The following is a 25,163-nucleotide window of genomic DNA, read 5'->3' as shown; positions in this document are numbered from 1 at the left end:
TAATGCTGCTAATTTAGCGACCAGTTAAATGTAGCCCTGAATTGCGCCGGAGATACCTTTGTTTTTATTTTGAATAACCTGCTGAATGATTGCGAATGCTCAAAACCTAACTCATAAGCCACCTCACTGATGCTGAGGCTGGTGGTTGATAGCAATTCCTTTGACCGTTCAATCAATCTTTGGTGAATGTGTTGCTGGGCGTTCAGTCCGGTGAGTGAGCGGAGCATGTCACTCAGGTAATTGGGTGTGTAGTTCAGTTGCTCTGCCAGGTATTGTACCGTGGGGATGCCGTTGCTGATCGGCTTGTTTTGTTTAAAATAGGCATCAAGCAAATTTTCCAGCTGTTGTAGCAGATCATTATGTACCACCTGCCGGGTTAAAAACTGGCGTTTATAGAAGCGCTTGGCATAACTCAGCAACAGCTCAATTTGCGCTATGATAACCTCATGACTAAAATCGTCAATACGGCTATTCAATTCCTCACGGATTATGTTGTATATAGATAGCATGGTTGCCCGCTCCTGCTCCGAAATGTGCAGCGCTTCGTTCGAGGCATACGAAAAGAAACCGAACTGCTTGATCTTTGCCGCCAAAGGGTATCCCTGAAAAAAATCGGGATGAATAAATAGCGACAGGCCCTCATTATCCTGGTAGCCATCAATATGTCCTACTACCTGGCCGGGCGCGGTAAACATCAGGCTGCCCTCATCAAAATCATAATATCCCTGGCCGTATTTGAACTTGCCGCCCAGCTTGGTAACAAAGGTGATCTTATAAAAACCGATGGCATAGCTCACAGGCAACTGGCACAGGTTCATCAGTTGTATTGATTCCAACAGGCTGATAAACGGATGTAAAGGGCTGGGAATACCCAGCATGCGGTGTATCTCGGTTATTGATTCTATCTTGGTGATCTTAGGCGCCTCGCTTTTCATTTTTTAAAGATAACAAGTATAACCGGCCACCAATTAGCGACCGGTTATAAATTACATTCAGACTATTTTTTAGATAATTACCAAGGCAGTACACCATCAGGGCCGGTAAAGCCGCCTGTAGGGCCATCAGTTTCCAGCGATACACGTACAGGCTCGCGCGAGCCGAACTCAAGTGTATCAGTACCCTGAAAGTTATTTAGCGCGGTTGCTGTATAACCCGGGCTGGTGGCATTTACCTTAATGTTTTCTTTTTCCAGCTCTAAAGCAAAGGCAAGGGTTACAGCATTAAGCGCGGTTTTTGATGCGGCGTAAACAATGCCGAAGTGCGGGCGTGCCCAACATTCCGGGTCAGATATCCAGGTAAGTGAACCCAAGCCGCTCGATACGTTAACAATACGTGCCGCTGATGATTTGCGCAGCAGTGGCAAAGCAGCCTGCGTAACGGCAATAACACCGAACACGTTGGTTTCCCAAACTGTGCGTACCTCATCTAACGATACATTTACCGCCCTACCCGATTCCATCACTTCCTCAACCGTGCGGCCCGGTTTACCGGCATGTGCAATACCGGCATTATTCACCAGCAGGTCAAGCCTGCCTTGTTCATTTTCAATACGCTCGACAGCCGCGTTAATAGTTGCCTGTTGTGTAACATCAATTTGGATGGCATGTGCGTTAGCGCCTAATTCGGTAGCGGCTTTTTCGCCGTTAGCCAGGTTGCCTGAGCCTACGTATACAATGTAGCCATTGGCTACAAGTTCTTTAGCAATTTGGTTACCTACCCCCTGGTTAGCGCCTGTAACAAGGGCAATGAGTTGATTATTGTTTGATGATCCGTTTTGATTTTCCATACGAATAAATGATTATTTAATAACCAAAAGTGATCATTCATCAATACGTACTTGTAACCAAATCAAGGATACTTGTAACCAAAATGGATTCAAGTAATGCTGTATGCGGCAGGCATCAACATCATGACAATTGGATGATCGTTACAGATCCTTTTCCTTACGCATCATACTCAAAAATGCAGCGGTAATGCCCAAATAGCTGGCAATTTGCTTTTGCGATATGCGCTGTTCAAGTCCCGGGTAATGCCGGCGAAACTCGCGGTAACGCTGTTCGGCGGTTTTTGACAGGTTGGAAGTTACCCGTCGCTGAAACATATCAAACCCGTTTTGTGTAAGGATTCGGAAGAAGCGCTCAAACCTCGGCACCTCGGTAAATAACCGTTCGAGAGCAGGCAAGCTAAAATAACACACTTCAGTATCCTCCAACGCCTGGATGGAGTTGGTGGCAGGCTTCGCCTTAAAAAAGCTAACAATATCACAAGCCCACCAATTTTCAGGATAAAAGCAGAGGTTATGCTCCTGCCCGTCCTTATCAGTATGGTACATGCGCAGGCAACCTTTATCAACAAAATAAATGTACCGTTCTATCTCGCCGGGCTGTATCAGTATACTGCGTTTAGCAACGGTTTTGCGTTGCAACAAGGCAAGCACTTGCTCCTGCTCATCAGGGGCAAGTGCTATGTGCATAGCAAAGTTTGATAATATCAACTCAGACATGTAAGCAAGTATAACCTTTAAAAGTCAATTTTGCGCGTCATCAGTAATTTCAGTTCGGCCGTAGCAGCCTCGCGAAGCGGGTTGGCTATCTGGTGGTAGACCTCGCTTTGCGCTATGGTTTTAAACGCTTCGGCACTGGGATATTCCACCAATACTATCTCATCCCAATCATCACCTTCGTCGGCAACTATATTGGCTACTACTTTACTGACCAATTTTACACTTACGCCCTCAATACCAAGCTGCTGCACTACCTGCCCGAAAGCCGGTATATACTGTTCATAGTATATCTGTTTGTCCTTAAACTTAACCATATTCAACATGAGCACAGGCCCCTGGCCTGTTTCAATATCCGGAAATGTAATATTCATGATCTTCAGGGTTTAAAAAAATCCAACAATGCGGGTGATGCGGTTCTCGGTATCAAACTCAACATAATCCATACCCTCAATCGGATAACCTTCGGGCCGGATAGCCAGCCAACGGAAACGACCGCTTTGATGATGCACCTGCGGCTCGGCCAGTACCTTGAATTTGCGTGGGCCCATTTGCTCGTATGAGCTGATGATGAGGTCGGCAATGGCATCCTTCCCTGTAATGGTATCCGTCAACCTATCGGTATAAGTACCATTGGGTGCCCAACATTGGGTGATCTTGGCCATAATGGCTTCGCGTTCTGTTTCATTCCATGCACTTGTATAAGTGAGAATGGTTTGCTCTATATTTTTTATGTTTTCCATACCCCAAAGGTCGTGGGCCGGGGCCGGAAAAAAGTTCAGGTAGTTGAAGACTTTAAAATATATGGCCACCATCTGCAACTATGTATAAGCAGGCAAATAATTCCTACTTTCAGACAAGAAGCGTCGTTGTAAGCACTATAGCTTTGCCTACATATTAATAATTAAAACAATGGCAAAAACAATTTTTATAACCGGTGCTTCCCGTGGATTCGGCAAGCTTTGGGCCGAAGCATTTTTACAAAGAGGCGATAACGTAGTAGCTACCGTACGTGACCTGAGTACTTTGGATGATCTGATCAGCAAATATGGCGACCGTATTTTACCCCTCGAACTTAACGTTAACGACCGCGCGGCGGATATAGCGGCCATACAGCAAGCCAAGCAACATTTTGGCAGTATTGATGTGCTGATAAACAATGCAGGCTACGGCTTATTCGGCAGCATTGAAGAAACCACCGAGCAACAAGCCCGCGAACAAATGGAAACCAACTTTTTTGGTTTGCTGTGGCTTACACAAGCGGTATTGCCTGTAATGCGCGAGCAAGGCCATGGCCATATCATCCAACTATCAAGCGTGTTGGGTTTGGTAACGTTACCTATCCTGGGGCTATACAATGCCTCTAAATTCGCGGTGGAAGGCCTGAGCGAAACACTGGCCGCTGAGGTGAAAGACTTTGGCATTAACATTACCCTGATAGAACCTAATGGCTTCGCTACCGATTGGAGCGGTGCATCAGCCCTGCGTACCGAAACATTGCCTGCATACGATGATGTGCGCAAGGCATTTTTTGACGGTACCGCTAACGATGCCATGTGGGGTATTCCGGAAGCTACCATACCGGCAGTGCTGAAATTGATCGACGAGCCAAACCCTCCGTTAAGGTTATTCTTAGGCAACCAGGGTTTGCCTTGGGTTAAACAGGTTTATGATAGCCGTTTTGCCGAGTGGGAAAACTGGAGAGAGATTTCGGCTACCGCGCAAGGTAAATAATAAATGAAACAAGGTTGACAGATCTGCGCCTGTTTATGGCGTAGATTTGTTTTAACAATCAACACAATGCAACACTTTAAACACCTGGCAAATATGCACCGCTATAATGCGATGCCCGCGCCTGCCCATCCCCTGTTCAGTATATTCAGATGCTCGCACACCTGTACCCTGGGCGACCGTGAATTTACATCTGATTTTTATATGATCGGGTTCAAGAAACTACGGGCGGGTATCATAAGGTATGGTCGTACCAGGTTTGACCACGATACCGGGAGCATGATGTTTGTTAAACCCCGTCAAATAATGGAGTTTAAAGATCTGGAGCATGAGGAAGATGGTTTTGTGATTTTTATTCATGAGGATTATCTTAACGGGCACCCATTGCATAGCCTTATCGAAAAATACTCTTACTTTGATTATGAAACCAATGAAGCCTTGCACCTATCGCCACGTGAGGAGCAATTAGTGTGGGATATTTTTGAAAAAATAGATGGCGAGTATCGTGATAACCCTGACGAATATAGTCGCGAGATCATCCTGGCGCATATTGATTCGTTATTAAAATATGCGCAACGGTTTTACAAACGCCAGTTTATTGGCCGTAAGGAGTTAAGCGGTAAAACAGTTACTAAATTCAACACGGTAATGAATGCCTACATGGCCGATGGTATGCTGACCTTAAAAGGTTTGCCCAGCCCTGCGCACATCGCATCGCAACTGAACATGTCGCGCAGGTATTTGAGTGACCTGCTTAAGCAGGAAACCGGTAAAACTGCCACCGAACTGATACATATCCACCTGATAGCCGAGGCTAAAAACCGTTTGATGCTTGATGAAAGTAATGTTTCAGAAATAGCTTATGCTCTCGGTTTTGAGAGCGTACCTCATTTTTCAAGACTATTTAAAAAGGAAACGGGTTTAAGTCCGTTACAGCATCGTAAAAGTAAAGCCGTGCCTGTAAATTAATAGATGATATATTTCACTTGATTGCCCAAAAACGAGGTATTTCACACTTTAGTATACATGACAATTATTGAAAAATTATAATTGAAATTATATACGCAGATTTGATTTAATTAATTATAAATCAAATCTATACCATGAAAAACACATTTACACTGCTATGCGGAGCGTTATTGCTTTGCCTTGTTTGCTGTAAGCGCGAAGCCGCTATCGTTCCTGAATCTCAGGATCAATCAAAAACTTTAAAAACCGCCGCTGTTACACCACAACTTGTGGCCGGTAAAAAAAACGAATCCGGATTTGTGAACGGCGTAGGGAATGCCGCCCGTTTCAATAATATTTATGACCTATTTGTTGATGGCGACGGCTCAATATATGTTTGCGATTACAACAATGCGGCTATCAGAAAGATCAGTATTTATAACCGTGTAACTACCCTCAACATTAGCGCCGATTATTTTGACGACCCGGAATATGGTAACGGTCCGCGTTCAGTAGCGGTATTAAACAACGGTAATGTAGGCGCGCAATCACAAAACGGCATTGTTCTATATAAAAACGGTGCTGTCACTAAGTACTTCCCTCATTTTGAAACATTTGGTACCGGCTCTTTCGGAAGTATTGACGAGGGACATGACGGTACTTATTTTAACTTTATTACCAATTCTGTTAATGTACCTGCCGAGCAATACAGCAGCAGACTTGGTGTAATCAAAAGCAGCGCTATTACAGGTGAGTTAAAGACTATATCATCAACTAAAAATGCTTTTACCCTTGAAGCTAATTCAAATTCAACAAAGTATGTTGCTATCAGCGGCCGTTTGTTCAAAGTAACCTCATCAGCTACAACCGAGCTGTATCCGAGCTTTAACCCAAATGCCACCATATCTGATGTTGCGGTCAACAAGGCCGGTACCGAAATTTACATCATTATTGATTATGACGGAACCATTAAAAGAATTAAAAATAACACCCTTGAAACCATAATAAGCGGCGTTAATGCAAAAGCTATCGTATTAGCCAATAGCGAAAACTATTTGTATTACGCAAGTAGCGACAATACAGTTAACAGGATATTATTGCCATAATTCCCTGAAGAATAAATCAAAATAAAAACCCCAAAGCGGATATGCTTTGGGGTTTTTATTTTTAATGTACGTTAATTGGGCAAATACGAGGCATTGAACGTGGCATTTGGTTTACAATAGGTATGCTTAACTTTGCCGGGTGACCAATAAACTTAAAATACGTTTCCGCGAACCGATGGCCGATGCGCTACGGAATACGGTAGCGGTGATATTACCTTTATTATTACTGTATAACAAATACCCGCAAACGGGTATCGGTATAACGGTTGGTGCCCTGCTGGTTAGCCTTACCGATTTGCCCGGCCATCGCAGGCACAAAACTCAAAACGCGCTATGGAACATTGGGGTGTTTTTTGTTACCGCGCTGCTGTTTTCTATTTGTGTAAGTCAGGCGGTTTGGGGCGGGGCGGCATTGGTCGTCTTCACTTTTGTATTGGCGTTGTTAGCGGCTTTTGGCGCACGTTCGGCAGCAACAGGTACCATGAGCATTGCGCTGATGATATTTACATTAGGTTTAAAACCGGCTAATCCGCTATATTTTAGTCTGTATATTTTAGAGGGCTGTTGCTGGTATTACGGCATTAGTTTGCTCCAGGTATATTTGTTGCCGTTCCGTTCACTGCACCAGGCTTTGCGGGAGGCACTATTAGCTACCGCCAATGTTTTGGAAGCCAAAGCCATGTGTTATGATACCTCCATCCCACTCGAGGATAGCTATAAACGCACCATAAAACTTCACCTCAACATCGCCCAAAAACAGGAAAACATAAGGCAATTACTATTAAGCGACAGGCGTGCCATACGAAAACAACAGGCAGAACTGCAAGATCTGGTCAACGCTTCCATCCGCATTATTGGTTTGTACGAGCTGGTTACAGCCATGCATTACGATTATGATGCGGTAAGGCAACAGCTAAACAAATTGGGTATATTAGAGCATAGCAAAAAGCTGATACAGCTATTGGCAGCTCAGGCACGCTATGTAGGCCGCAAATGGCCATACCAAAACCCTGAGTCAACCATAGTGCCAGAGTTTAATGATCATTACAAACAGTTAGACACACTTACTGAAAAACTCGCCGCAGAAGAAGCAGCTGTAGTTAAAGGTATTTTGACCAATGTACGTGCTATACATGATCAACTAAACGCTATACAAGAACATAAAGCTGAAGATACACCGGCCGAAGCAATTGCTTTACAGGATTTCCTGACACTGGGCGGCTCCTGGCAAAATCGCCTGTTGAGGCATCTAAATTGGTACTCGCCTGTGTTCCGTATGTCGCTTAGGTTAAGCGCTTTGCTTTTAACCGGTTACCTGATCATCACCCTATTTTCATCCGATCAGTATAGCTACTGGTGCTTGCTGACCATTGTTATTGTTACCCGCCCGCAGTTAGCTGTTACCTGGCAACGCAACATACAGCGGGTGGTGGGTACACTGGTAGGCGCGGGTATTGCTTTCGGTTTAATAATAGTTATACCCTACACACCGGTATTGCTAACCATTGCTGCCTTTGCCTTGCTTGGCTTTTTTGTTTGGAACCGGCCTAAATATGATTGGAGCGTTGTTTGTGTAACCGTATGCGTGGTGCTATGCCTTAACCTGTATCATGGTGCTTTGACGGCCATACTTTCGGCACGGGTAGTATATACCATTATGGGGTGTTTGCTGGGCGTTGCGGGTATGTACATTTTCCCGGCTTGGGTGGGTTCACGTTTAAAAGAGTTGTTGGATAGAGCGATTAAAGGTAACCGCGTTTATTTGGAAGCTGTGTTGAACAGTCCCAATCAACGGGATATTTGGCTGACCAGAAAAATTGCCCACGAACGCCTGGCTCAGCTGGCCGAGGCCATTGGCCACGCCCGCCCCGAACCCCATGAGCATAATATAATAGCATTAGATAAGCTGCAAATTTTGAATTACCGTATCAATGCCATCATTACTTCGATATTTTTAGCCTCAAGAAAAAAGGATGCAAAACCATCTGTTGATCGCTTAGATACCGCCTTGCGATATTTATCGGCAAAAGATTTGAGTTATGAAGAACAAAAAGCCTTGCAGCTGCCCGAAAAACCTGCACTGCTAAAAGGCACTACCCTGTTGCTTTATTTAGCTGCCGAATTATACCATGAGCGCCGAACCATGTGATGATTATATATAAGCGATAAGTAAAAAAATACATTCTTTCCATTAAATTAATTTTCAAACTCAATATTTGAATAATTATGAAGAAGATAGGATTTTTATCATTCGGACACTGGTCAAACCACCCGGCATATAAAACACAGACCGGAGGCGATACGCTGCTTCAGTCGATCGATTTGGCTGTGGCTGCCGAGCAATTGGGTTTGGATGGTGCTTATTTCAGGGTACATCACTTTGCACGCCAACTGGCTTCACCTTTTCCGCTGCTTTCAGCCATCGGGGCTAAAACAAATAAAATAGAAATTGGTACAGGCGTTATTGATATGCGGTACGAAAACCCGATGTATATGGTTGAAGACGCAGGTGCGGCTGACCTCATCTCAGGCGGGCGTTTACAATTGGGCATCAGCCGGGGTTCGCCGGAGCAGGTGATCGATGGTTGGCGACATTTTGGTTACGAACCGGCCGATGGAGAAACCGATGCCGATATGGGCCGCAGGCACGCCTTGGATTTTTTGAATAAACTTAGCGGTGAAGGATTTGCCGAGCCAAACCCCTATCCTATGTTTCCGAATCCTCCGGGGTTGTTGCGTTTAGAACCTCATTCAGAAGGATTACGTGAAAGGATATGGTGGGGCGCTGCCTCTAACGCTACAGCTGTTTGGGCAGCAGAGCAGGGCATGAACTTGCAAAGTTCAACGTTAAAATACGATGAAAGCGGCAAACCTTTCCATATACAGCAGGCAGAACAGATCAGGCTTTATAAAGAAGCCTGGAAGAAAGCCGGGCATACTCGAGAGCCGAGGATTTCTGTCAGCCGTTCAATTTTCGCGCTGGTGAACGATCAGGATAAATATTATTTCGGGCAACAAGCAGGCAGTGCCGATAAGATTGGCAATATTGAGGCGGATAAACGGGCGATCTTCGGAAAAAGCTATGCCGCCGAACCTGATCAATTGATAAAGGAATTAGCCCAGGATGAGGCTATTCAGGAAGCTGACACCTTACTATTAACGATCCCTAATACTTTAGGCGTTGACTATAATGTTCATGTACTGTCATCAATACTTGAACACGTAGCACCCGGGCTTGGATGGCGATAAAACAATGGTAATATTTATAATTAAACAAAGGGCGGCTATGGTCAACCTTTGTTTAATTCACCATTAAAAAAATATTGTCCTTTGGCGAGTTTATGAAAAAATTAAAGGCGATACCTGCTAAATAGCATATCGCCTTTAATTATAAGTTCAAAACTGGGTGATAAGAACCTTATGCGTTAAAACCGCCATCAATAGTCACCCACGATCCGGTGATCTGCCTACCCTCGTCACCGGCAAGGAAAGACACCAGCCCGGCAACATCTTCAGCCGTGCCATATTCTGCCAATGCCATGCGGCTGCGTGCATAGTCTGCCTGCTCGGTATTGTCGGGGTTCATATCGGTATTTGTTGGACCGGGTTGTACCAGCGTAACGGCAATACCTTTAGGGCCCAAATCGCGAGCAAGGCCGCGTGTAAAGCCTTGCAATGCCGATTTACTCATTGTATATAAAGTTGTTTGCGGGCCAATGGCATTTTCGGCCATATTGCTGCCTATGGTAATAATGCGTCCGCCGGCTTTAAGGTGTTTCACAGCTTCTAAGGCTGCAACAAATACCGCTTTAACGTTCACATCCATAACCTGATCATACTCCTCAATGGTATGCTCCGGAAAATCTTTACCTATATAGATACCGGCATTATTAACCAATATATCCAGGCCGCCAAATTCGGCAACGGTTTTATTTACCGAGTTAATAATATCGGCAGCTATAGAACTGTCGGCACTTATGGCTATAGCACTACCGCCCGCCGCGTTTATCTCGGCAACTATAGCGTCTGCCTTTTCGGCCGAGCGGCTGTAGGTAAAGGCAACCTTTGCGCCATCTGCCGCTAAACGGCGTACAATTGCAGCGCCTATACCACGGCTGCCACCGCTTACAAGGGCTACTTTATTTGCTAACTTTTTCATGATGATTTTTGATATTGTTTTTCTTGTATGACACAAACCTAATTCCAATACTTTAAATTTGATAGCTGGCAATAAATTGTCAGGTACTAACAAAAAAGTAAGAAATGAGAAAAGAAACCTCAACCAACGCATTGAACGAAAAACGCATTATTTATACATGCGGCATGGCAGTAGCCTTACGTATAGTTGGTGGCAGATGGAAACCTGCCATTTTGTGCCGTTTGATGTATAACAAGATGCGCTATAACGAACTAAAAAAAGCGATAGAAGGTATATCTGAACGAATGCTGGTAGCACAGCTGCGTGAGTTGGAACAGGATGGCATTGTACGCAGGCTGGTTTATGCAGAAGTTCCGCCGAGGGTTGAATACGGGATAACACAATTTGGCCATACTATGGAACCCATGCTGAAAACGATGGCAGAATGGGGAAAGCTTGCCGGTAAAAAATTGAATGCTAAAATGGCAGAAGTTGTTGAAGTTTAAATCAAATTCTACATCATTATTTACCGAAAGTTCGTCACTCGCAGTTATAACTACCCTGTTCATCCGGCTGACGTTTGTAATATCAGTTCGGGCAGAAGTATCGCCTGGATTGAAAGTTGAACAATGCATTCAGGTATCTGTGCAAAACAATTGTATTTACCTGTGAGGAACACTTGTTTTGGTCATAAAGTTTTTATGGCTTAACTACCTGATGGTTTGATAGGTTATTGGCATTTTTCAACCAATTGTAATTATGTATTGTTAAGTTATTAATTCGTGCACTTTTTTCTTGCATAAATAAAAATTAATACGATACTTTGCACAAAATTTAAAAAACGCAATAAATACTGTATAAATGAACCAGCAAAGCTTATATAAGCCAGTTACAAGAGCAATTTTTGCTCCTGTTGCCAATGCTTTGGTTACAGTTATTTTTATGTGTATTCCGTCACGACGACGATTGTTTATCCCCCGGGTTTAATTTAAACTACTACAACCCTCTGATGTGTTTTTATTTAAAAACCCGTCAACAAAAAATCATCTGATTACTTAATAGGTTACATGGTTAACCATTTGGTTCACAGCAATCATTTTTATTATTTAATGACCATAAACGATTTTGATATATTAGTTGCATCAGCACAGCACGTTGATTTTGCGCAGCAGATATGTGATGAGATGGCTGAATCTGCTAAAGCACGCGGTACCGGTATAGCACAGCGTTCGCCCGAGTATGTGGCTAACAAAATGCTTGAAGGTAAAGCTGTTATAGCTCTGCATAAGGATGGCACCTGGGCCGGCTTTTGTTATATTGAAACATGGAGCCACGGGCAGTTTGTTGCCAACTCAGGTCTTATTGTTAACCCCAACTTTCGTAAAGTGGGCCTGGCAAAGGCTATCAAAGAAAAAATATTCGAACTATCGCGCAGCAAATATCCTGATGCTAAACTATTTGGTTTAACTACCGGCCTGGCTGTAATGAAGATCAACTCTGACCTTGGTTACGAGCCTGTAACCTACTCAGAGCTTACGCAGGACGAGGATTTTTGGAAAGGCTGCACCAGCTGCGTTAACTATGATATTTTAATGAGCAAGGGGCGTAAAAACTGCATGTGCACCGCCATGCTTTACGATCCGGCCGATAAAGCCAAAGAGGCTGAGAATAAATTAAAGAAGATAACCCACAAGGCTACCCTGCTCGAACGTATTGAGAATGCCCTGCGCGGATCATCAAAAATTGTATCACTATTAGCAAAGGTTTAAACTTTTAACCCGGTTGAACAAACATATATAATGAAGAAAAAAGTAGTATTGGCATACAGCGGCGGTTTAGATACATCGTTTTGCTGCATTTATTTAACCCGCGACCTTGGCTTAGAGGTGCACTCGGTAATTGTAAACACAGGCGGTTTTAGCGACGAAGAATTAAAGAGCGTTGAAAAGCGCGCCTTTGAAATGGGCGTAACCAGCCATCACGTGGTTGATGAAACTACCAACTTTTACGATAGCTGCGTGCGATACCTGATCTATGGTAACGTATTAAAAAACAATACCTACCCCCTGTCAGTAAGTGCCGAGCGTGTTAGCCAGGCTACAGCCATTGCCAATTACGCCAAAGAAATTGGTGCCGAATACGTAGCCCATGGCAGTACCGGTGCCGGTAACGATCAGGTACGTTTTGATATGATATTCAACATCCTGATACCGGATGTAAAGATACTTACCCCTATCCGCGATCTTAAACTGAGCCGCGAGGAGGAAATTGAGTACCTTAAAAAACACGGCGTTGAAATGAATTTTGAGAAAGCCAAATATTCGATCAACAAAGGCATCTGGGGTACATCAGTTGGTGGTAAAGAAACCCTTACCTCAAACCTGGGTTTACCCGAGGAAGCATGGCCTACGCAAGTAACCGCTACCGAAGAAAAGAACCTGGAGCTAACCTTTGAAAAAGGCGAACTGGTTGCTATTGACGGTGAGCGTTACGATCACCCGACCAAAGCCATACAGGCACTGCAAGCTATTGCGCAGCCCTACGGCGTTGGCCGTGATATTCACGTGGGCGATACTATCATAGGTATTAAAGGCCGTGTAGGTTTTGAGGCTGCGGCTCCGGTTGTGATCATTAAGGCTCACCATACTTTAGAGAAGCATGTGCTTACCAAATGGCAGCTATCATGGAAAGATCAGTTGGCATCATTCTACGGTAACTGGTTGCACGAGGGCCAATTCCACGACCCTATTATGCGTAACATGGAAGCTTTTTTAACAGATACTCAAAAAACTGTTAGCGGTAAAGTGTACGTTCAGCTTAACCCTTACCGTTTCCAAATAGTAGGTATTGAATCAGATCACGATTTGATGTCAAACAAATTTGGTAGCTACGGTGAAATGAACAATGCCTGGAGTGGTGAGGACGTTAAAGGTTTCTCAAAAATATTTGGCAATCAGGTAATGATCTATCATAAAGTTAACCCATAGCCCCCTTACCCTCTAAAGGGGGAATTAATCAAAAATAATGGGCAATACTGATAAAAATATTAACGTAACTACTACTACTCCCCCTTTAGGGGGCTGGGGGGCTCCTATTTTTTCAAAAAGCGAATGCCTTAATCATTATACATGGGGCGATGATTGCCACGGCTGGACCTTTGTTGATACTGACGATTTATCCGTTAAACAGGAGCTGATGCCCCCTGATACTGCCGAACAGTTGCACTACCATGAAAAGGCAACGCAACTGTTCTTTATATTAAAAGGCAGGGCAACCTTTGTTATTGACGGTGCCGAGCATACACTGCGCGAGCAGCAGGGCATTGAAATTAAACCGGGTCAGCATCATTACATCAGTAATAAATGGGATGCCGACCTGGAATTTATTTTGTACTCATATCCATCTACAAAAAATGACAGAACAAACCTCGGTTAACATCCGTGCAGGAATCATAGGCGGTGCCGGTTATACCGGTGGCGAAATGCTACGTATACTCATTAATCACCCAAATGTTGAAATTGCTTTTGTGCATAGCAACAGCAATGCGGACAATTATGTATATGAGGTACACACCGATCTGTTTGGAGATACCGACCTGAAATTCGCATCCGAACTATTAACAGATATTGATGTGCTGTTTTTATGCGTTGGCCATGGCGATGCGCGTAAGTTTTTAGAAGCTAACCCTATCCCGGATACTGTAAAGATCATTGATCTTAGTCAGGATTTTCGTTTAAAGCCAAAGGCGACCATTGGCAGTAAAAACTTTGTTTATGGTTTACCTGAGCTTAACAGGGATGCCATACGCAAGGCTCAAAACATAGCCAACCCGGGTTGTTTTGCTACTTGTTTGCAATTGGGTTTGTTGCCGCTTGCATCAAAGGGTTTAATTACCAGCGAGGTTAATATTACAGCCACAACAGGTTCAACCGGTGCGGGGCAAAGCCTTTCAACCACCTCACACTTTAGCTGGAGAAATGACAACCTATCTGTTTACAAGGCATTTGACCATCAGCACCTAAATGAAATAGGTCAGTCGCTTGATCAGTTGCAGTCAGAGTTCACACCTACCTCAAACGGTTGGGGTGCATTGAATTTCATTCCTTATCGTGGTGATTTTACGCGTGGCATTATAGCCTCGATATATACTGACAGCAATCTTACGCAAGAGGAAGCATTGGCACTATATACAGACTATTACAAAGATCAGGAGTTTACGCATGTCGCTGATCGTAATATTGATTTAAAGCAAGTAGTGAATACCAACAAATGCTTTATTCAGGTTAAAAAACACGGCAATAAATTATTAATAATAAGCATTATAGACAATTTACTTAAAGGCGCGTCAGGCCAGGCAGTTCAAAACATGAACCTACTCTTTGGTCTGGATGAACGCGCCGGATTACGATTGAAAGCGATAGGCTTTTAAATGAGGCAAAAGGATATAGGTGAAAGGGAAAAGGTAGCTACAGGAATAAAAAAAGGTTATGAGAGATTATAAAAAACTGGATGTTTGGTTGAAAGCTCATTTGCTTACCAAACAAGTTTATACAGAGATCGTACCTAGACAATCAACTTACTCTATACCTTTAAATATAGTTGAAGGTTGTGGTAAGAATACCAATAAGGACTTTGCGCACTATCTTGATAATGCATTAGGTTCAGCACATGAAGTAGAATATACTTGTTATCTGATCTTCGATCTGGGATACATTCCTAAAGACAAGTATGATATTATTAATCAGGAGATAAATGAGGTAAAGGCGATGCTAATAGCCTTCATTAAGTTTTTACGAAACGAAAAATGACCCTTATCCTTTTACCTTTCTCCTTTAACCTTAATAGATAAATGAATCTGTTCGACGTATATCCTATCAACCCAATAAATATTATTAAAGGCACCGGCAGCCTTGTATATGATGACAAGGGCACCGAGTATCTTGATCTGTATGGTGGCCATGCCGTAATTTCCATCGGTCATACCAACCCGCATTATGTAAAGCGTTTGGAAGATCAATTGCACCAGATCGGTTTCTATTCAAACTCCATAGAGATACCATTGCAAAAGCAACTGGCCGAAAAACTGGGTCATGTATCGGGTAAGGAAGATTACCAGCTTTTCCTTTGTAACTCGGGTGCAGAAGCTAACGAGAATGCTTTGAAATTAGCTTCTTTCTACAATGGTAAAAAGAAAGTTATCGCATTCCGCAAAGCTTTTCACGGTCGTACATCATTGGCTGTCGCGGTAACTGATAATCCTAAGATTGTTGCCCCGGTTAACGAAACCGACAACGTGATATTTTTGCCCTGGTGCGATGAAGCTGCCCTGGAGCAAGCATTCGCCAATAACGAAATATCATCGGTAATAATTGAAGGCATACAAGGCGTAGGCGGCATACAGGTAGCAACCGAAAGCTTCCTGAAAAAGATCAGAACATTATGTGATGAGCATAACGCAGTATTTATAGCCGACTCGGTACAATGTGGTTACGGCCGCACAGGTAAATTCTTCTCGCATGATTTTGCCGGTGTTGATGCCGACATTTACAGCATGGCTAAGGGCATGGGTAACGGCTTTCCTATCGGTGGTATCATTATTTCGCCTAAAATAAAACCAGCCTATGGCATGCTGGGTACTACCTTTGGTGGCAACCATTTGGCTTGCGCTGCCGGCTTAGCCGTGCTTGAGGTTATTGAGCAGTATAACCTGTTGCAAAACGCAGCCGAAGTGGGTGGTTACCTGATACAAGAGTTAAAGAAATTTGAGCAGGTAAAAGAAGTTCGCGGTCGTGGTTTGATGATAGGTATTGAACTGCCTGAAGAATTAAGCCATGTGCGTAAAAATCTGCTTTTCAAGCATCACATATTTACCGGCGAGGCCAAACCGAACGTGGTAAGGCTATTACCGGCACTTAATTTAACCAAAGCACATGCCGATCAGTTTTTAGAGGTGTTTGCAACTGTTTTAAAAAATTAATTTTACTGTGCCTGTGGTGAGCAGCTCGCCACGGGCACAAGTTGTACCATATAAAAAGTCAACCCATACATGAAACTTTTCACTTCTGTTCACGATGTAACCGATGTTAATGCTCTTGTTGCCGAAGCTTTACAGCTTAAGCAAAACCCTTTTGCTCATCAGCATTTGGGTAAAAACAAAACTTTGGGGCTGGTATTCTTAAACCCGAGCCTGCGTACCCGAATGAGCACGCAAAAGGCCGCGCTTAACCTGGGCATGAACGTTATGGTGCTTAATGTTGACAAAGAAGGTTGGGCACTTGAACTAAAAGACGGCGCCATCATGAATGGCACTACCGTTGAACACATACGCGAAGCGGCCGCCGTAATGGGGCAGTATGTTGATATTATTGGTGTACGCTCGTTCCCGGGGCTAAAAGACCGTGAGGAGGATTATAGCGAAACCATTTTTAACAAATTTGTAGAGTTTTGTGGTGTGCCGGTTGTTAGTCTTGAATCAGCCACACGCCACCCGCTGCAAAGTCTGGCCGATCTGGTTACTATTCAGGAGTTAAAGAAAACCGAGCGTCCGAAAGTAGTTTTGGCATGGGCACCGCATATCAAAGCCTTGCCTCAAGCTGTGCCTAACTCATTTGCCGAATGGATGTGCAAGGCTGATGTTGATTTCACCATCGCTCACCCCGAAGGCTATGAGTTGAATACCGATTTCACTAACGGAGCTACTATCACTAACAACTTTAATGAGGCATTAAACGGCGCCGATTTTATCTACGTAAAAAATTGGTCGGCTTACGAGCCTTACGGTAAGGTATTGCCCGGCAATGAGCACTGGATGCTGAATAACCAAAAACTGCAATTAACCAATGATGCCAACGTTATGCACTGCCTGCCGGTGCGCCGTAACCTTGAGTTATCTGACGAGATATTGGACGGACCAAACTCCGTAGTGGTGCACGAAGCTGGCAACCGTGAATGGGCCGCACAGGCGGTATTAAAGCAGATGCTTGAAGCGCTTTAATTTACTGTTGAGTAAGATATTATCCCCTCCTTCTAAAATATAGAATGAGGGGATTTTTTATTCTACACGTGCTCAACTCTTATCGCCGTACCAGGCATTTATAACTTTGTTCAGGGTTAAGCCCTGTACAATTATCGAGAATATCACTATGAAATAAGTTGCCGAGAGGATAATCCCTTTATGCGCTGATGCCGGCAAGGTAAGCGCCAGCGCTATGGATATACCGCCCCTTACCCCTGCCCAGGTCATGATATTGATGCTACCATAATTTACATTGAGTGATCTGCGCAGAAAGGTTATCGGCAGCATAATACTCAGCCAGCGTGCCATCAGCAATATTACTATTGCTACACTACCTATGAGCCAGTAATTATCAATGGCCGGTATGTTGATCATTTGAAGCCCTATCATTACAAACAGGATGGTATTCAGCATTTCATCCACCAGCTCCCAAAAACTCTCAAGCTCCTGGTGCGAGCGTTCGTTTTTATCAATATTAATTGATCTGCTACCTGCAAATAACCCGGCGGTTACCACAGCCAGCGGGATTGAAAGGTGCCAATATGTAGAAATAACTGAAATACCCATAACCAGCGCGAATGATACCAGTACAATGGTTTGAAAATCGGTAATTGAACGCATCAACCTGAATGCCAGGTAACCGGTAAAAGCGCCCAGGGCAATGCCGCCAAATACCTCCTGTACAAACATTACAAAAGCTTTGTTAAAATCGGTATTCTTAACACCGGCGTCGGTTATTTCGAGCAGGGTTATAAAAAGCACCAGCCCTATACCATCATTAAAAAGCGACTCACCGGAAACAATGGTTTCGAGGTTCTTGGGTAGTTTTGATTCCTTGATAATGGCCGATACCGCTACCGGGTCGGTGGGTGAAACCAATGCGCCAAAGGTCAGGCAATACAATAACGGCACATTCAGATCAAGCAGCTGTGTAACATAATACATCAGGCAACCAAAAATAGCTGTGGATAGTAGTACACCAACTGTACTCAGTACCAGCACCGGCCTAAAGTATTGCTTAAGCTTAGCTGTATCTATCCTGAAAGCGGTTGCAAATAGTAAAAAACCGAGCATAATGTTGAGCACCGTACGCGAAAAGTCAATACTATGTGCCAATTCGGTTAAATGCTTGGCCAACGCAGGGTTCAGTTTATTGGTAATGATTATCCCTATTGAACCAACGATGGCTATAGCGATTACCCCAATGGTACCCGGTAGTTTAATAAACCTTGCATTGATGTATGAGTATACCGCGCTTAAAATAATGAGTAATGAAATAATTACAAATAGTTCCATTTAGCCTGATAGATGTTTAAACCCTAACATCATTATTGTTAAAAGGTTTAGCACGTAATACCCACGCTTTACTATATCGACCCAATACAAGCCATAAATATTGCCTAAATTATATTTTAATAGGTTTTAGCTACTTTTAATATAGAATTAACAAATCACAAGCATTTTTACTGAAATATTGACCTAATACGTAGATAATGTCAAACATACAGTTCAAAACAAGGTCATAATCTTCTAATTATCGTCATTTATTTATTGAAAACACCACATTTTATAATAAAATCATTCCATTTGTTATTTTTGCACATATATTTTTAATATTTTCAATACGGATTTCATTGTTATCACAGTGACCGTAAACAGCTTAGAAAAACATTGAGATCATTACATATAATAAAGATCGGCGGCAACGTTATTGATAACTCAGAAAACCTGCACCGCTTTTTAAAGGACTTTACAGCACTTGAGGGTGATAAAATATTGGTTCACGGAGGTGGCAAGGTAGCTACACAGCTATCAGAAACACTGGGCATTGAAGCTAAACTGGTTGACGGGCGCAGGATTACGGATATTGAAACCTTACGGGTAGTGACGATGGTATACGGTGGATTGATAAATAAGAATATTGTAGCGCAGCTGCAAATGTTCGGCACAAACGCTATAGGGCTTACCGGTGCCGATGGTAATTTTATCCGTACTAAAAAAAGGCCCGTAAAAACAATCGATTATGGTTATGTGGGTGATATTGATGCACAATCTATAAATCCTGACAACATCAGCCGATTGCTTGATGCGGGTTTTACACCCGTTTTTTGCGCCATTACGCACGATGGTGAGGGACAGTTGCTAAATACTAATGCCGATACCATAGCATCGGCATTGGCGGTATCGCTTGCCAAGCTTTACGATATAACGTTGATATACTGCTTTGAAAAGGCAGGTGTATTGCATGATATTAATGATGAGGATTCGGTGATCCGCGACATCAACCCTGAAAAATATCAGGAACTAAAGGAACAACAAATTATACATAGCGGCATGCTGCCAAAGCTTGATAATGCTTTTTCGGCCATTGCCTGCGGAGTAAGATCAGTGATTATAGGGAAGTCGGACGATTTAGGTCGTCTGCAAGAGAAACAACCATTTGGGACAAGGTTAAGTAATTAATTATGAATGCAAATCAGCAAATTGCCATTTTAGGCAGCGGTAATATTGGGTTATCATTAGCAAAGGGATTGGTTACCGCCAATATATGCCAGCCATCGCAGGTTATACTTACACGCCGTAATATTGAGGCGTTGGCGCAGTACGAAGAACAGGGTTATCAAACCACATCGGCCAATATAAAGGCCGTTAAAAAGGCTGATATTGTGGTATTGGCGGTTTTGCCACAGCAATTGAATAAACTGCTGGATGAGATAAAACCGGCCATTAAATCAGAGAAACAACTGCTGGTATCAGTAATATCGGGCGTTAGCTGTGATGATATTCGCCGTTACCTGGAATTGAACATACAGGTAGTAAGGGCCATGCCTAACACGGCCATTGCTATTGGCCAATCCATGACGTGTATCGCTACCGATAACGGTACACCTAAAAATGTTAATATTGTGCGCTCATTATTCAACACCGTTGGTGTTACCATACAGATCAACGAAGAATTGATGACCTCGGCCACGGCGCTTTGCGCTTGTGGTATAGCATTCTTTTTAAGGTCGATACGCGCGGCATCACAGGGTGGTACTGAGATCGGTTTCCATGCACAGGATGCTTTACGCATGGCCGCGCAAACCGCCAAAGGCGCTGCCGACCTGCTGTTGCAATTATCATCGCACCCTGAGCAGGAAATTGATAAGGTAACCTCACCAAAAGGCTGTACAATTGCCGGCTTAAATGAGATGGAGCACCACGGCTTCAGTTCGGCCATGATAAAAGGCATCAAGTTCTCAGCCGAAAAGGCAGGTGAACTTTACCACGAAGATTAACCTCACACCACAACTAAGATATTCATCAAGTCCTCCCCCTTCGGGGAGGATTTAGGAGGGGTTACTTGTCAGCATCAAACCTGTAAATAATAGCATCCGCAGGTAACAGCGAAACATTCATTTCACTCCTGAATGAACCTAACTTTTGCTTGCCCAATATCTCAGTAACCGTGCTTGCCGCCGGTATGCCCAAACGCTTGGCATCAAGATTCATATCGGTTTCCTTATCAGTATAATTGAACACCGCTACATAATATCTCTTGCCTATCTTATTTACAAATACCGCCGATGCGCCATCGCCAACATCGCCATCAACCGGTTTAAATGCCTTGCCATTTTTTACGATGGCTAATAATTCCGGGTTTTGCAGATACTCTCTGGCGCGTGCTTTCCAGGGGCCATTAGTTGAGTAGTCGTCCCCGGTAATTAATGTGCCTGTAATAATGCCTGATAATAAGCGGGCACGGTTGGCTCCCTCGCTTTCGGTAGAGAATACAATGTGGTCGGCATCTATGTAATCATACACATAACTTTGCCACCAGCCGTAGGTTACGCTGTTTAAGGTGTATCGGGTATCTTTTATGGATTTAAAGGCATCGCAGGCTATACGGCGTGTATGCACATATCTGCCACTGGCCAGGCTTGGCGATATAGCGGCATAGATGAGCATTTGTCCGTCTATCCGCTTGATCAAATACTCCATACCTTTACGATATGCCTGCATACCGGTGGTAACACTCTTATCATGAAAACCGGTTGACTCCACAGCTGCATGACCTAAAAAGTCGATCTTAATCATGGTAAAACCACATGCTTTAAAGTGATCTATCATGTAATTAATGCGTGCCTGCGTACCGGGATGCGTCGGGTCGATAGCACGGGCACCATCCAATTCATGATATTGATCCCCTGTCTTTGTCCAGGCTTCGCTCCAGGTATGGTCGCTGCCTTCCATTTTTCTGTCGGGGCCCGATTTAAAACCCCAGTCGGTAAACGGCGCCCAGTAGATACCCGGCTGCAAACCTTTGGCCTTACAATGGTCGGCAAACTCTTTCAGCTTTGAAAAATCGCGTTCGCCGTTCTTGTTCACCAGCATATTATCCCAGTACGAATCCAGATCGATATAAGCCGTGCTATCTATACGAAACCCTTTCAGGCTATCGGCAAAAAAGTCGGCCACCTTAATGGCCTTATCAAAGTTTATATCACCCTGAATAACACCCCAGCTGTTCCAGCCAACGGGTGTGGGTTTAGTCCATTTAGCTACAAAAGGCGGCTCGGCAGTGCGGTTAGCTTTGCCAAAATTTTCAAGCCCGGTTCGATAATCTGCAAAATCGCCAACAAATATTAGCGGCGAAGCAACCTCATTACCACTTATCATTCCGTGTGCTATTCTGTCGCGGGTTACAGCTTCTTCAGTGTATCCGGCAGTTACCTTTATGGCGTTATCATTCCCGGCAGTGGTGGTCACTCCCGTTTTCCATTGCATGTGTTCAACCGAGCCAACAACCAATCCGTTGCGTGAGGTATTATCATACACCACCCCCACCTCGGCACTGGTTACCTTCTCGCTACCTTTAAATGGCTTGGCATTATAACTGATAAAGGTATCGTTATCGAAAGGCATAAACAGTGAGTATACATCACCCTTAACTTGCTTAAAACCGCCTTCAAACGGCACCATATTATTGGATGATATGACTTTGCCTTTAAGTATCAGCTGTGTATAAAAGCTATCGGTATTATAGTTATAAAACACCTGTTGCATACTTGGTAATCCATTACCCGTTAAAGTAACTGTATGCTTTACGCCCTTGCCAAACCCGGTGGTTATAGCTGCCTTGGCGTATGTGCGGGTTGTATATTTCGCCGATGATAAGCTTTGCCCATTAACAATTACCGATGCTGATATATGCGTAAAGATCTTCTCCCCTTTTTGATAGACATCATACAAACCTGTTGTGAGGTTATAGCTGATGTATTTATTTGTACCATAAGGTATCTTTATGATTTTTGGTTGTGCATTAGCCAAAGCCGACAGCATCACAACACAGCAAATAAACGCCGCTTTTAATATATTTTTCAGGTTGATGAACATACTTAAGCCTTTACCGATTTTGTAGTGATGAATTTACCATTTACTTTAAGCTTTACCGCTTTTGGTGTTGCCGATGTTACTTTGTAGCTCACAACCTTGCCATCTTTCCAGGTAAAATTCACGGTGAAGTTGCCTCTTGCCTTAAAGCCCCTGGCTGTGCCCTCAGCCTTCCAGCTATCCGGAATGGCAGGTAACAGGTTGATATATCCTTCATGACTTTGGATCAGCATTTCGGCAATACCGGCCGTGGTACCAAGGTTACCATCTATTTGAAACGGTGGCCCGGCAGATAACAGGTTGGGATAAATACCACCACCCGCGCCATAGTTGATATCGGTACGCTCGGTTGGTTTCATAATTTCGGTAAACAGTTTATAAGCGCGGTTACCATCGTGCAGACGTGCCCAAAACAGGAGTTTATAGGCAATGGTCCAGCTTGGGCCATCATCTCCCCTAACTTCAAGCGTTTTTTTGGCAGCCTCGGCCCATTTTGGTGTGCCATCTGCCGTAATGAGTGATGCCGGGTACAATCCATACAGATGTGATATATGGCGGTGCTGCGGGTCGGTTTCCTTGTAATCTTCCAGCCATTCCATCACGCGACCATCCTTAGCGATATTTACCGCCGGGGGCAGACTTTTCAATTTTTCCTTTAATTGCGTACTGAAAGCGGCATCAATACCTAAAGTTTTTGAGGCTGTGATAACATTATTGAACAACTCGCGGATTATCTGATTATCAATAGTTGCACCTATACAAATACTGGCATGTTTACCACCTGGCAGGTAAAAACTATTTTCGGGCGATGAAGATGGCGAAGTTACCAGCCAGCCTGTTTTTTTATCTTTTGTGAGGATGCTGCTGTAAAATTGCGCCGAACCCTTGAGTATAAGGTATATCTTTTTCAGGTAGGCCTTGTCGTTACTGAAAGCATAATGATCCCACAAGTTATTACACAACCAGCCCGAACCTGCTTTGGTAATGCCCCATGAGGCACTTTCGCCGGGCTCGGTAAAACCCCATATATTGGTGATCACATGCGCTACCCATCCATCGGCATTATAATAGGCTTTGGCGGTGCGCTTACCCGGTTCTATCATACCCTCAACCAGATCGGCCAGCGGCAAATTAAGTTCCGAAAGATTGGCAACCTCAACCGGCCAGTGGTTCATTTGCACATTTACGTCGAGGTGGTAATCGCCATTCCACGGGGTTTGCACCTGATTGGCCCACAAGCCCTGCAAATTTGGTGGTAATAACCCTACCCTTGTGCTACTGATAGACAAGTATCGCCCGAACTGAAAGAACAGCACCGGCAGCCCTTTATCAGCCGCGGGATCTTTATGAAAAGCTAATAAACGCTGGTTGGTAGGCAAGTTGTCAGCCTGCTTGCTTTGCCCCAATGTAAGGTTAAGGCGACCGTATATTTTTTGATACTTAGCTACATGCTGTTGTTTTTGCAATTCATAAGGCTTTTTAATGGCAGCATCTAACAACGCGTTCAGTTTATTTTTATAGGCCGGATTTTTATAATCAGTGCCCATTGATATAAAAATAGTAACCTCATCGGCATCCTTTATCTCAAGCGTATTGTTTGCGGCACTTTGTGTGCCGCCTTTAAGTACAGCTTTTACCTTAGCTAAAAACTGCATGCCGGGTTTGTCTGTACCGCTTTTGACGCCACCCTGCATTTGCAAGGTATTATCGTTCACGCTTACCTCTGCGCGTTCGGGTCTGCTTAACGATATACTTAAATTAAGCATACCCTTTTTATCTGTCGTAAGGCGGATTACACTTACATCGGTACCAAAGCCGGTAAAATACTCGCGCGTATAGGTTACACCGTTTACTATGTAGCTTGTTGATGCCATAGCAGTTTCTAAAGATAATCCGCGCCGGTAATTGCTATACTGCGGTTCCTTTCCATCGCCATGATTAAACTTAATATTAAGATCGCCGAATGTTTGGTAACAACCAAAAGGCACATCACCCGAACCAGGGGCCTTGCACACAAAGTTTTTATCGATAAGTGCTTGCGCTTCGTCGTTCTTTCCCTCATCAAGCAGGCGGCGTATTTCGGGCAGGTATTTGTAGGCCTCGTAGTTATTGGCATCCTGCGGCGCACCCGACCATAACGTGATATCATTCAGCACGATCTTTTCGTTGCTTACGCCGCCATCAGGCATCATACCTAAGCGGCCATTACCCAGCGGCAGGGTTTCTTCCCACACGCGTGCGGGCTTATCATACCAAAGCTTTAGCGACTGCGCGTTAACTGTTGTTATGCCGAGGGAAAAGGTTAAAGAAATAAAGCATAAAGCTCTTTTATAAATTCTCATATTATAG

The 25,163-nt window shown here is 43.8% G+C and carries 24 protein-coding genes; 15 read left to right on the top strand and 9 right to left on the bottom strand.

The features are described from left to right. Positions 1-8: 8 nt before the first annotated feature. The 5 genes from IM792_RS03355 to IM792_RS03335 form a co-directional block, all read right to left on the bottom strand. Complete coding sequence (locus tag IM792_RS03355; protein ID WP_194100267.1) at positions 9-935, bottom strand: helix-turn-helix transcriptional regulator; 927 nt, start codon at positions 933-935, stop codon at positions 9-11. 77 nt (positions 936-1,012) lie between these two features. After that, on the bottom strand, positions 1,013-1,786 hold the full coding sequence (locus tag IM792_RS03350) for an SDR family NAD(P)-dependent oxidoreductase (RefSeq protein WP_194100265.1): 774 nt from the start codon (positions 1,784-1,786) through the stop codon (positions 1,013-1,015). A 141-nt stretch (positions 1,787-1,927) separates the two neighbouring features. Further along, positions 1,928-2,503: a Crp/Fnr family transcriptional regulator gene (locus IM792_RS03345; protein WP_194100264.1), complete on the bottom strand. Its 576-nt coding sequence runs from the start codon at positions 2,501-2,503 to the stop codon at positions 1,928-1,930. 17 nt (positions 2,504-2,520) lie between these two features. After that, on the bottom strand, positions 2,521-2,874 hold the full coding sequence (locus tag IM792_RS03340) for a DUF1330 domain-containing protein (RefSeq protein ID WP_194100263.1): 354 nt from the start codon (positions 2,872-2,874) through the stop codon (positions 2,521-2,523). A 12-nt stretch (positions 2,875-2,886) separates the two neighbouring features. Continuing rightward, positions 2,887-3,243 (bottom strand): nuclear transport factor 2 family protein, encoded by a 357-nt coding sequence (locus IM792_RS03335; protein WP_194100261.1) that lies wholly within the window; start codon positions 3,241-3,243, stop codon positions 2,887-2,889. A gap of 169 nt (positions 3,244-3,412) precedes the next feature. Here IM792_RS03335 and IM792_RS03330 point away from each other — a divergent pair, with 169 nt between their 5' ends. The 5 genes from IM792_RS03330 (at position 3,413) to IM792_RS03310 (ending at position 9,534) form a co-directional block, all read left to right on the top strand. Beyond that, positions 3,413-4,234, top strand: coding sequence for an SDR family NAD(P)-dependent oxidoreductase (locus IM792_RS03330; protein WP_194100260.1), 822 nt, complete (start codon positions 3,413-3,415; stop codon positions 4,232-4,234). A gap of 66 nt (positions 4,235-4,300) precedes the next feature. Then, positions 4,301-5,200: a helix-turn-helix transcriptional regulator gene (locus IM792_RS03325; protein WP_194100259.1), complete on the top strand. Its 900-nt coding sequence runs from the start codon at positions 4,301-4,303 to the stop codon at positions 5,198-5,200. A 134-nt stretch (positions 5,201-5,334) separates the two neighbouring features. After that, entirely contained in the window at positions 5,335-6,285 is a 951-nt protein-coding gene (locus IM792_RS03320) for a hypothetical protein (RefSeq protein WP_194100257.1), read from the top strand. 139 nt (positions 6,286-6,424) lie between these two features. Continuing rightward, a complete protein-coding gene (locus tag IM792_RS03315) occupies positions 6,425-8,434 on the top strand; it encodes an FUSC family membrane protein (RefSeq protein ID WP_194100256.1) in 2,010 nt (669 codons plus the stop codon). Positions 8,435-8,511: 77 nt separating this feature from the next. Then, positions 8,512-9,534 carry an LLM class flavin-dependent oxidoreductase gene (locus IM792_RS03310; protein ID WP_194100254.1) on the top strand — a complete coding sequence of 341 codons (1,023 nt, stop codon included), beginning with the start codon at positions 8,512-8,514 and terminating at the stop codon, positions 9,532-9,534. Between the two features lie 169 nt (positions 9,535-9,703). Here the strand turns inward: IM792_RS03310 and IM792_RS03305 are convergent, their stop codons facing one another. Further along, positions 9,704-10,444: a 3-oxoacyl-ACP reductase family protein gene (locus IM792_RS03305; protein ID WP_194100253.1), complete on the bottom strand. Its 741-nt coding sequence runs from the start codon at positions 10,442-10,444 to the stop codon at positions 9,704-9,706. A 104-nt stretch (positions 10,445-10,548) separates the two neighbouring features. Here IM792_RS03305 and IM792_RS03300 point away from each other — a divergent pair, with 104 nt between their 5' ends. From IM792_RS03300 to IM792_RS03265, 8 genes are all read left to right on the top strand, one after another. Beyond that, positions 10,549-10,929 (top strand): winged helix-turn-helix transcriptional regulator, encoded by a 381-nt coding sequence (locus tag IM792_RS03300; protein WP_194100251.1) that lies wholly within the window; start codon positions 10,549-10,551, stop codon positions 10,927-10,929. 603 nt (positions 10,930-11,532) lie between these two features. Beyond that, on the top strand, positions 11,533-12,192 hold the full coding sequence (locus IM792_RS03295) for a GNAT family N-acetyltransferase (protein WP_194100250.1): 660 nt from the start codon (positions 11,533-11,535) through the stop codon (positions 12,190-12,192). A 30-nt stretch (positions 12,193-12,222) separates the two neighbouring features. Then, complete coding sequence (gene argG, locus IM792_RS03290) at positions 12,223-13,410, top strand: argininosuccinate synthase (protein ID WP_194100248.1); 1,188 nt, start codon at positions 12,223-12,225, stop codon at positions 13,408-13,410. 37 nt (positions 13,411-13,447) lie between these two features. After that, positions 13,448-13,858: a cupin domain-containing protein gene (locus tag IM792_RS03285; RefSeq protein ID WP_194100246.1), complete on the top strand. Its 411-nt coding sequence runs from the start codon at positions 13,448-13,450 to the stop codon at positions 13,856-13,858. Beyond that, a complete protein-coding gene (gene argC / locus IM792_RS03280; protein ID WP_194100244.1) occupies positions 13,836-14,852 on the top strand; it encodes an N-acetyl-gamma-glutamyl-phosphate reductase in 1,017 nt (338 codons plus the stop codon). The genes IM792_RS03285 and argC overlap by 23 nt, the downstream gene beginning before the upstream one ends. A gap of 58 nt (positions 14,853-14,910) precedes the next feature. After that, positions 14,911-15,231: a four helix bundle protein gene (locus IM792_RS03275; RefSeq protein ID WP_194100243.1), complete on the top strand. Its 321-nt coding sequence runs from the start codon at positions 14,911-14,913 to the stop codon at positions 15,229-15,231. 41 nt (positions 15,232-15,272) lie between these two features. Next, a complete protein-coding gene (locus tag IM792_RS03270; RefSeq protein WP_194100241.1) occupies positions 15,273-16,400 on the top strand; it encodes an aminotransferase class III-fold pyridoxal phosphate-dependent enzyme in 1,128 nt (375 codons plus the stop codon). A gap of 69 nt (positions 16,401-16,469) precedes the next feature. Then, positions 16,470-17,417 carry an N-acetylornithine carbamoyltransferase gene (locus tag IM792_RS03265; protein ID WP_194100240.1) on the top strand — a complete coding sequence of 316 codons (948 nt, stop codon included), beginning with the start codon at positions 16,470-16,472 and terminating at the stop codon, positions 17,415-17,417. Between the two features lie 72 nt (positions 17,418-17,489). On the opposite strand, the gene IM792_RS03260 is transcribed toward IM792_RS03265, so the two are convergent. Next, positions 17,490-18,734, bottom strand: coding sequence for a sodium:proton antiporter (locus tag IM792_RS03260; RefSeq protein ID WP_194100238.1), 1,245 nt, complete (start codon positions 18,732-18,734; stop codon positions 17,490-17,492). A gap of 375 nt (positions 18,735-19,109) precedes the next feature. Between IM792_RS03260 and argB the strand changes: the two genes are divergently transcribed. Next, positions 19,110-19,901, top strand: coding sequence for an acetylglutamate kinase (gene argB / locus IM792_RS03255; protein ID WP_194100237.1), 792 nt, complete (start codon positions 19,110-19,112; stop codon positions 19,899-19,901). A gap of 2 nt (positions 19,902-19,903) precedes the next feature. After that, a complete protein-coding gene (gene proC / locus IM792_RS03250) occupies positions 19,904-20,719 on the top strand; it encodes a pyrroline-5-carboxylate reductase (RefSeq protein ID WP_194100236.1) in 816 nt (271 codons plus the stop codon). Between the two features lie 61 nt (positions 20,720-20,780). On the opposite strand, the gene IM792_RS03245 is transcribed toward proC, so the two are convergent. Both IM792_RS03245 and IM792_RS03240 read right to left on the bottom strand, forming a co-directional pair. Beyond that, on the bottom strand, positions 20,781-22,817 hold the full coding sequence (locus IM792_RS03245; RefSeq protein WP_194100235.1) for an alpha-galactosidase: 2,037 nt from the start codon (positions 22,815-22,817) through the stop codon (positions 20,781-20,783). Positions 22,818-22,819: 2 nt separating this feature from the next. Then, positions 22,820-25,156 (bottom strand): glycoside hydrolase family 95 protein, encoded by a 2,337-nt coding sequence (locus IM792_RS03240; RefSeq protein ID WP_194100233.1) that lies wholly within the window; start codon positions 25,154-25,156, stop codon positions 22,820-22,822. Between the last annotated feature and the right edge of the window lie 7 nt (positions 25,157-25,163).

Source organism: Mucilaginibacter sp. JRF (assembly GCF_015223065.1).
GTDB lineage: Bacteria > Bacteroidota > Bacteroidia > Sphingobacteriales > Sphingobacteriaceae > Mucilaginibacter.
This window is presented reverse-complemented; position numbering and strand designations above follow the sequence as displayed.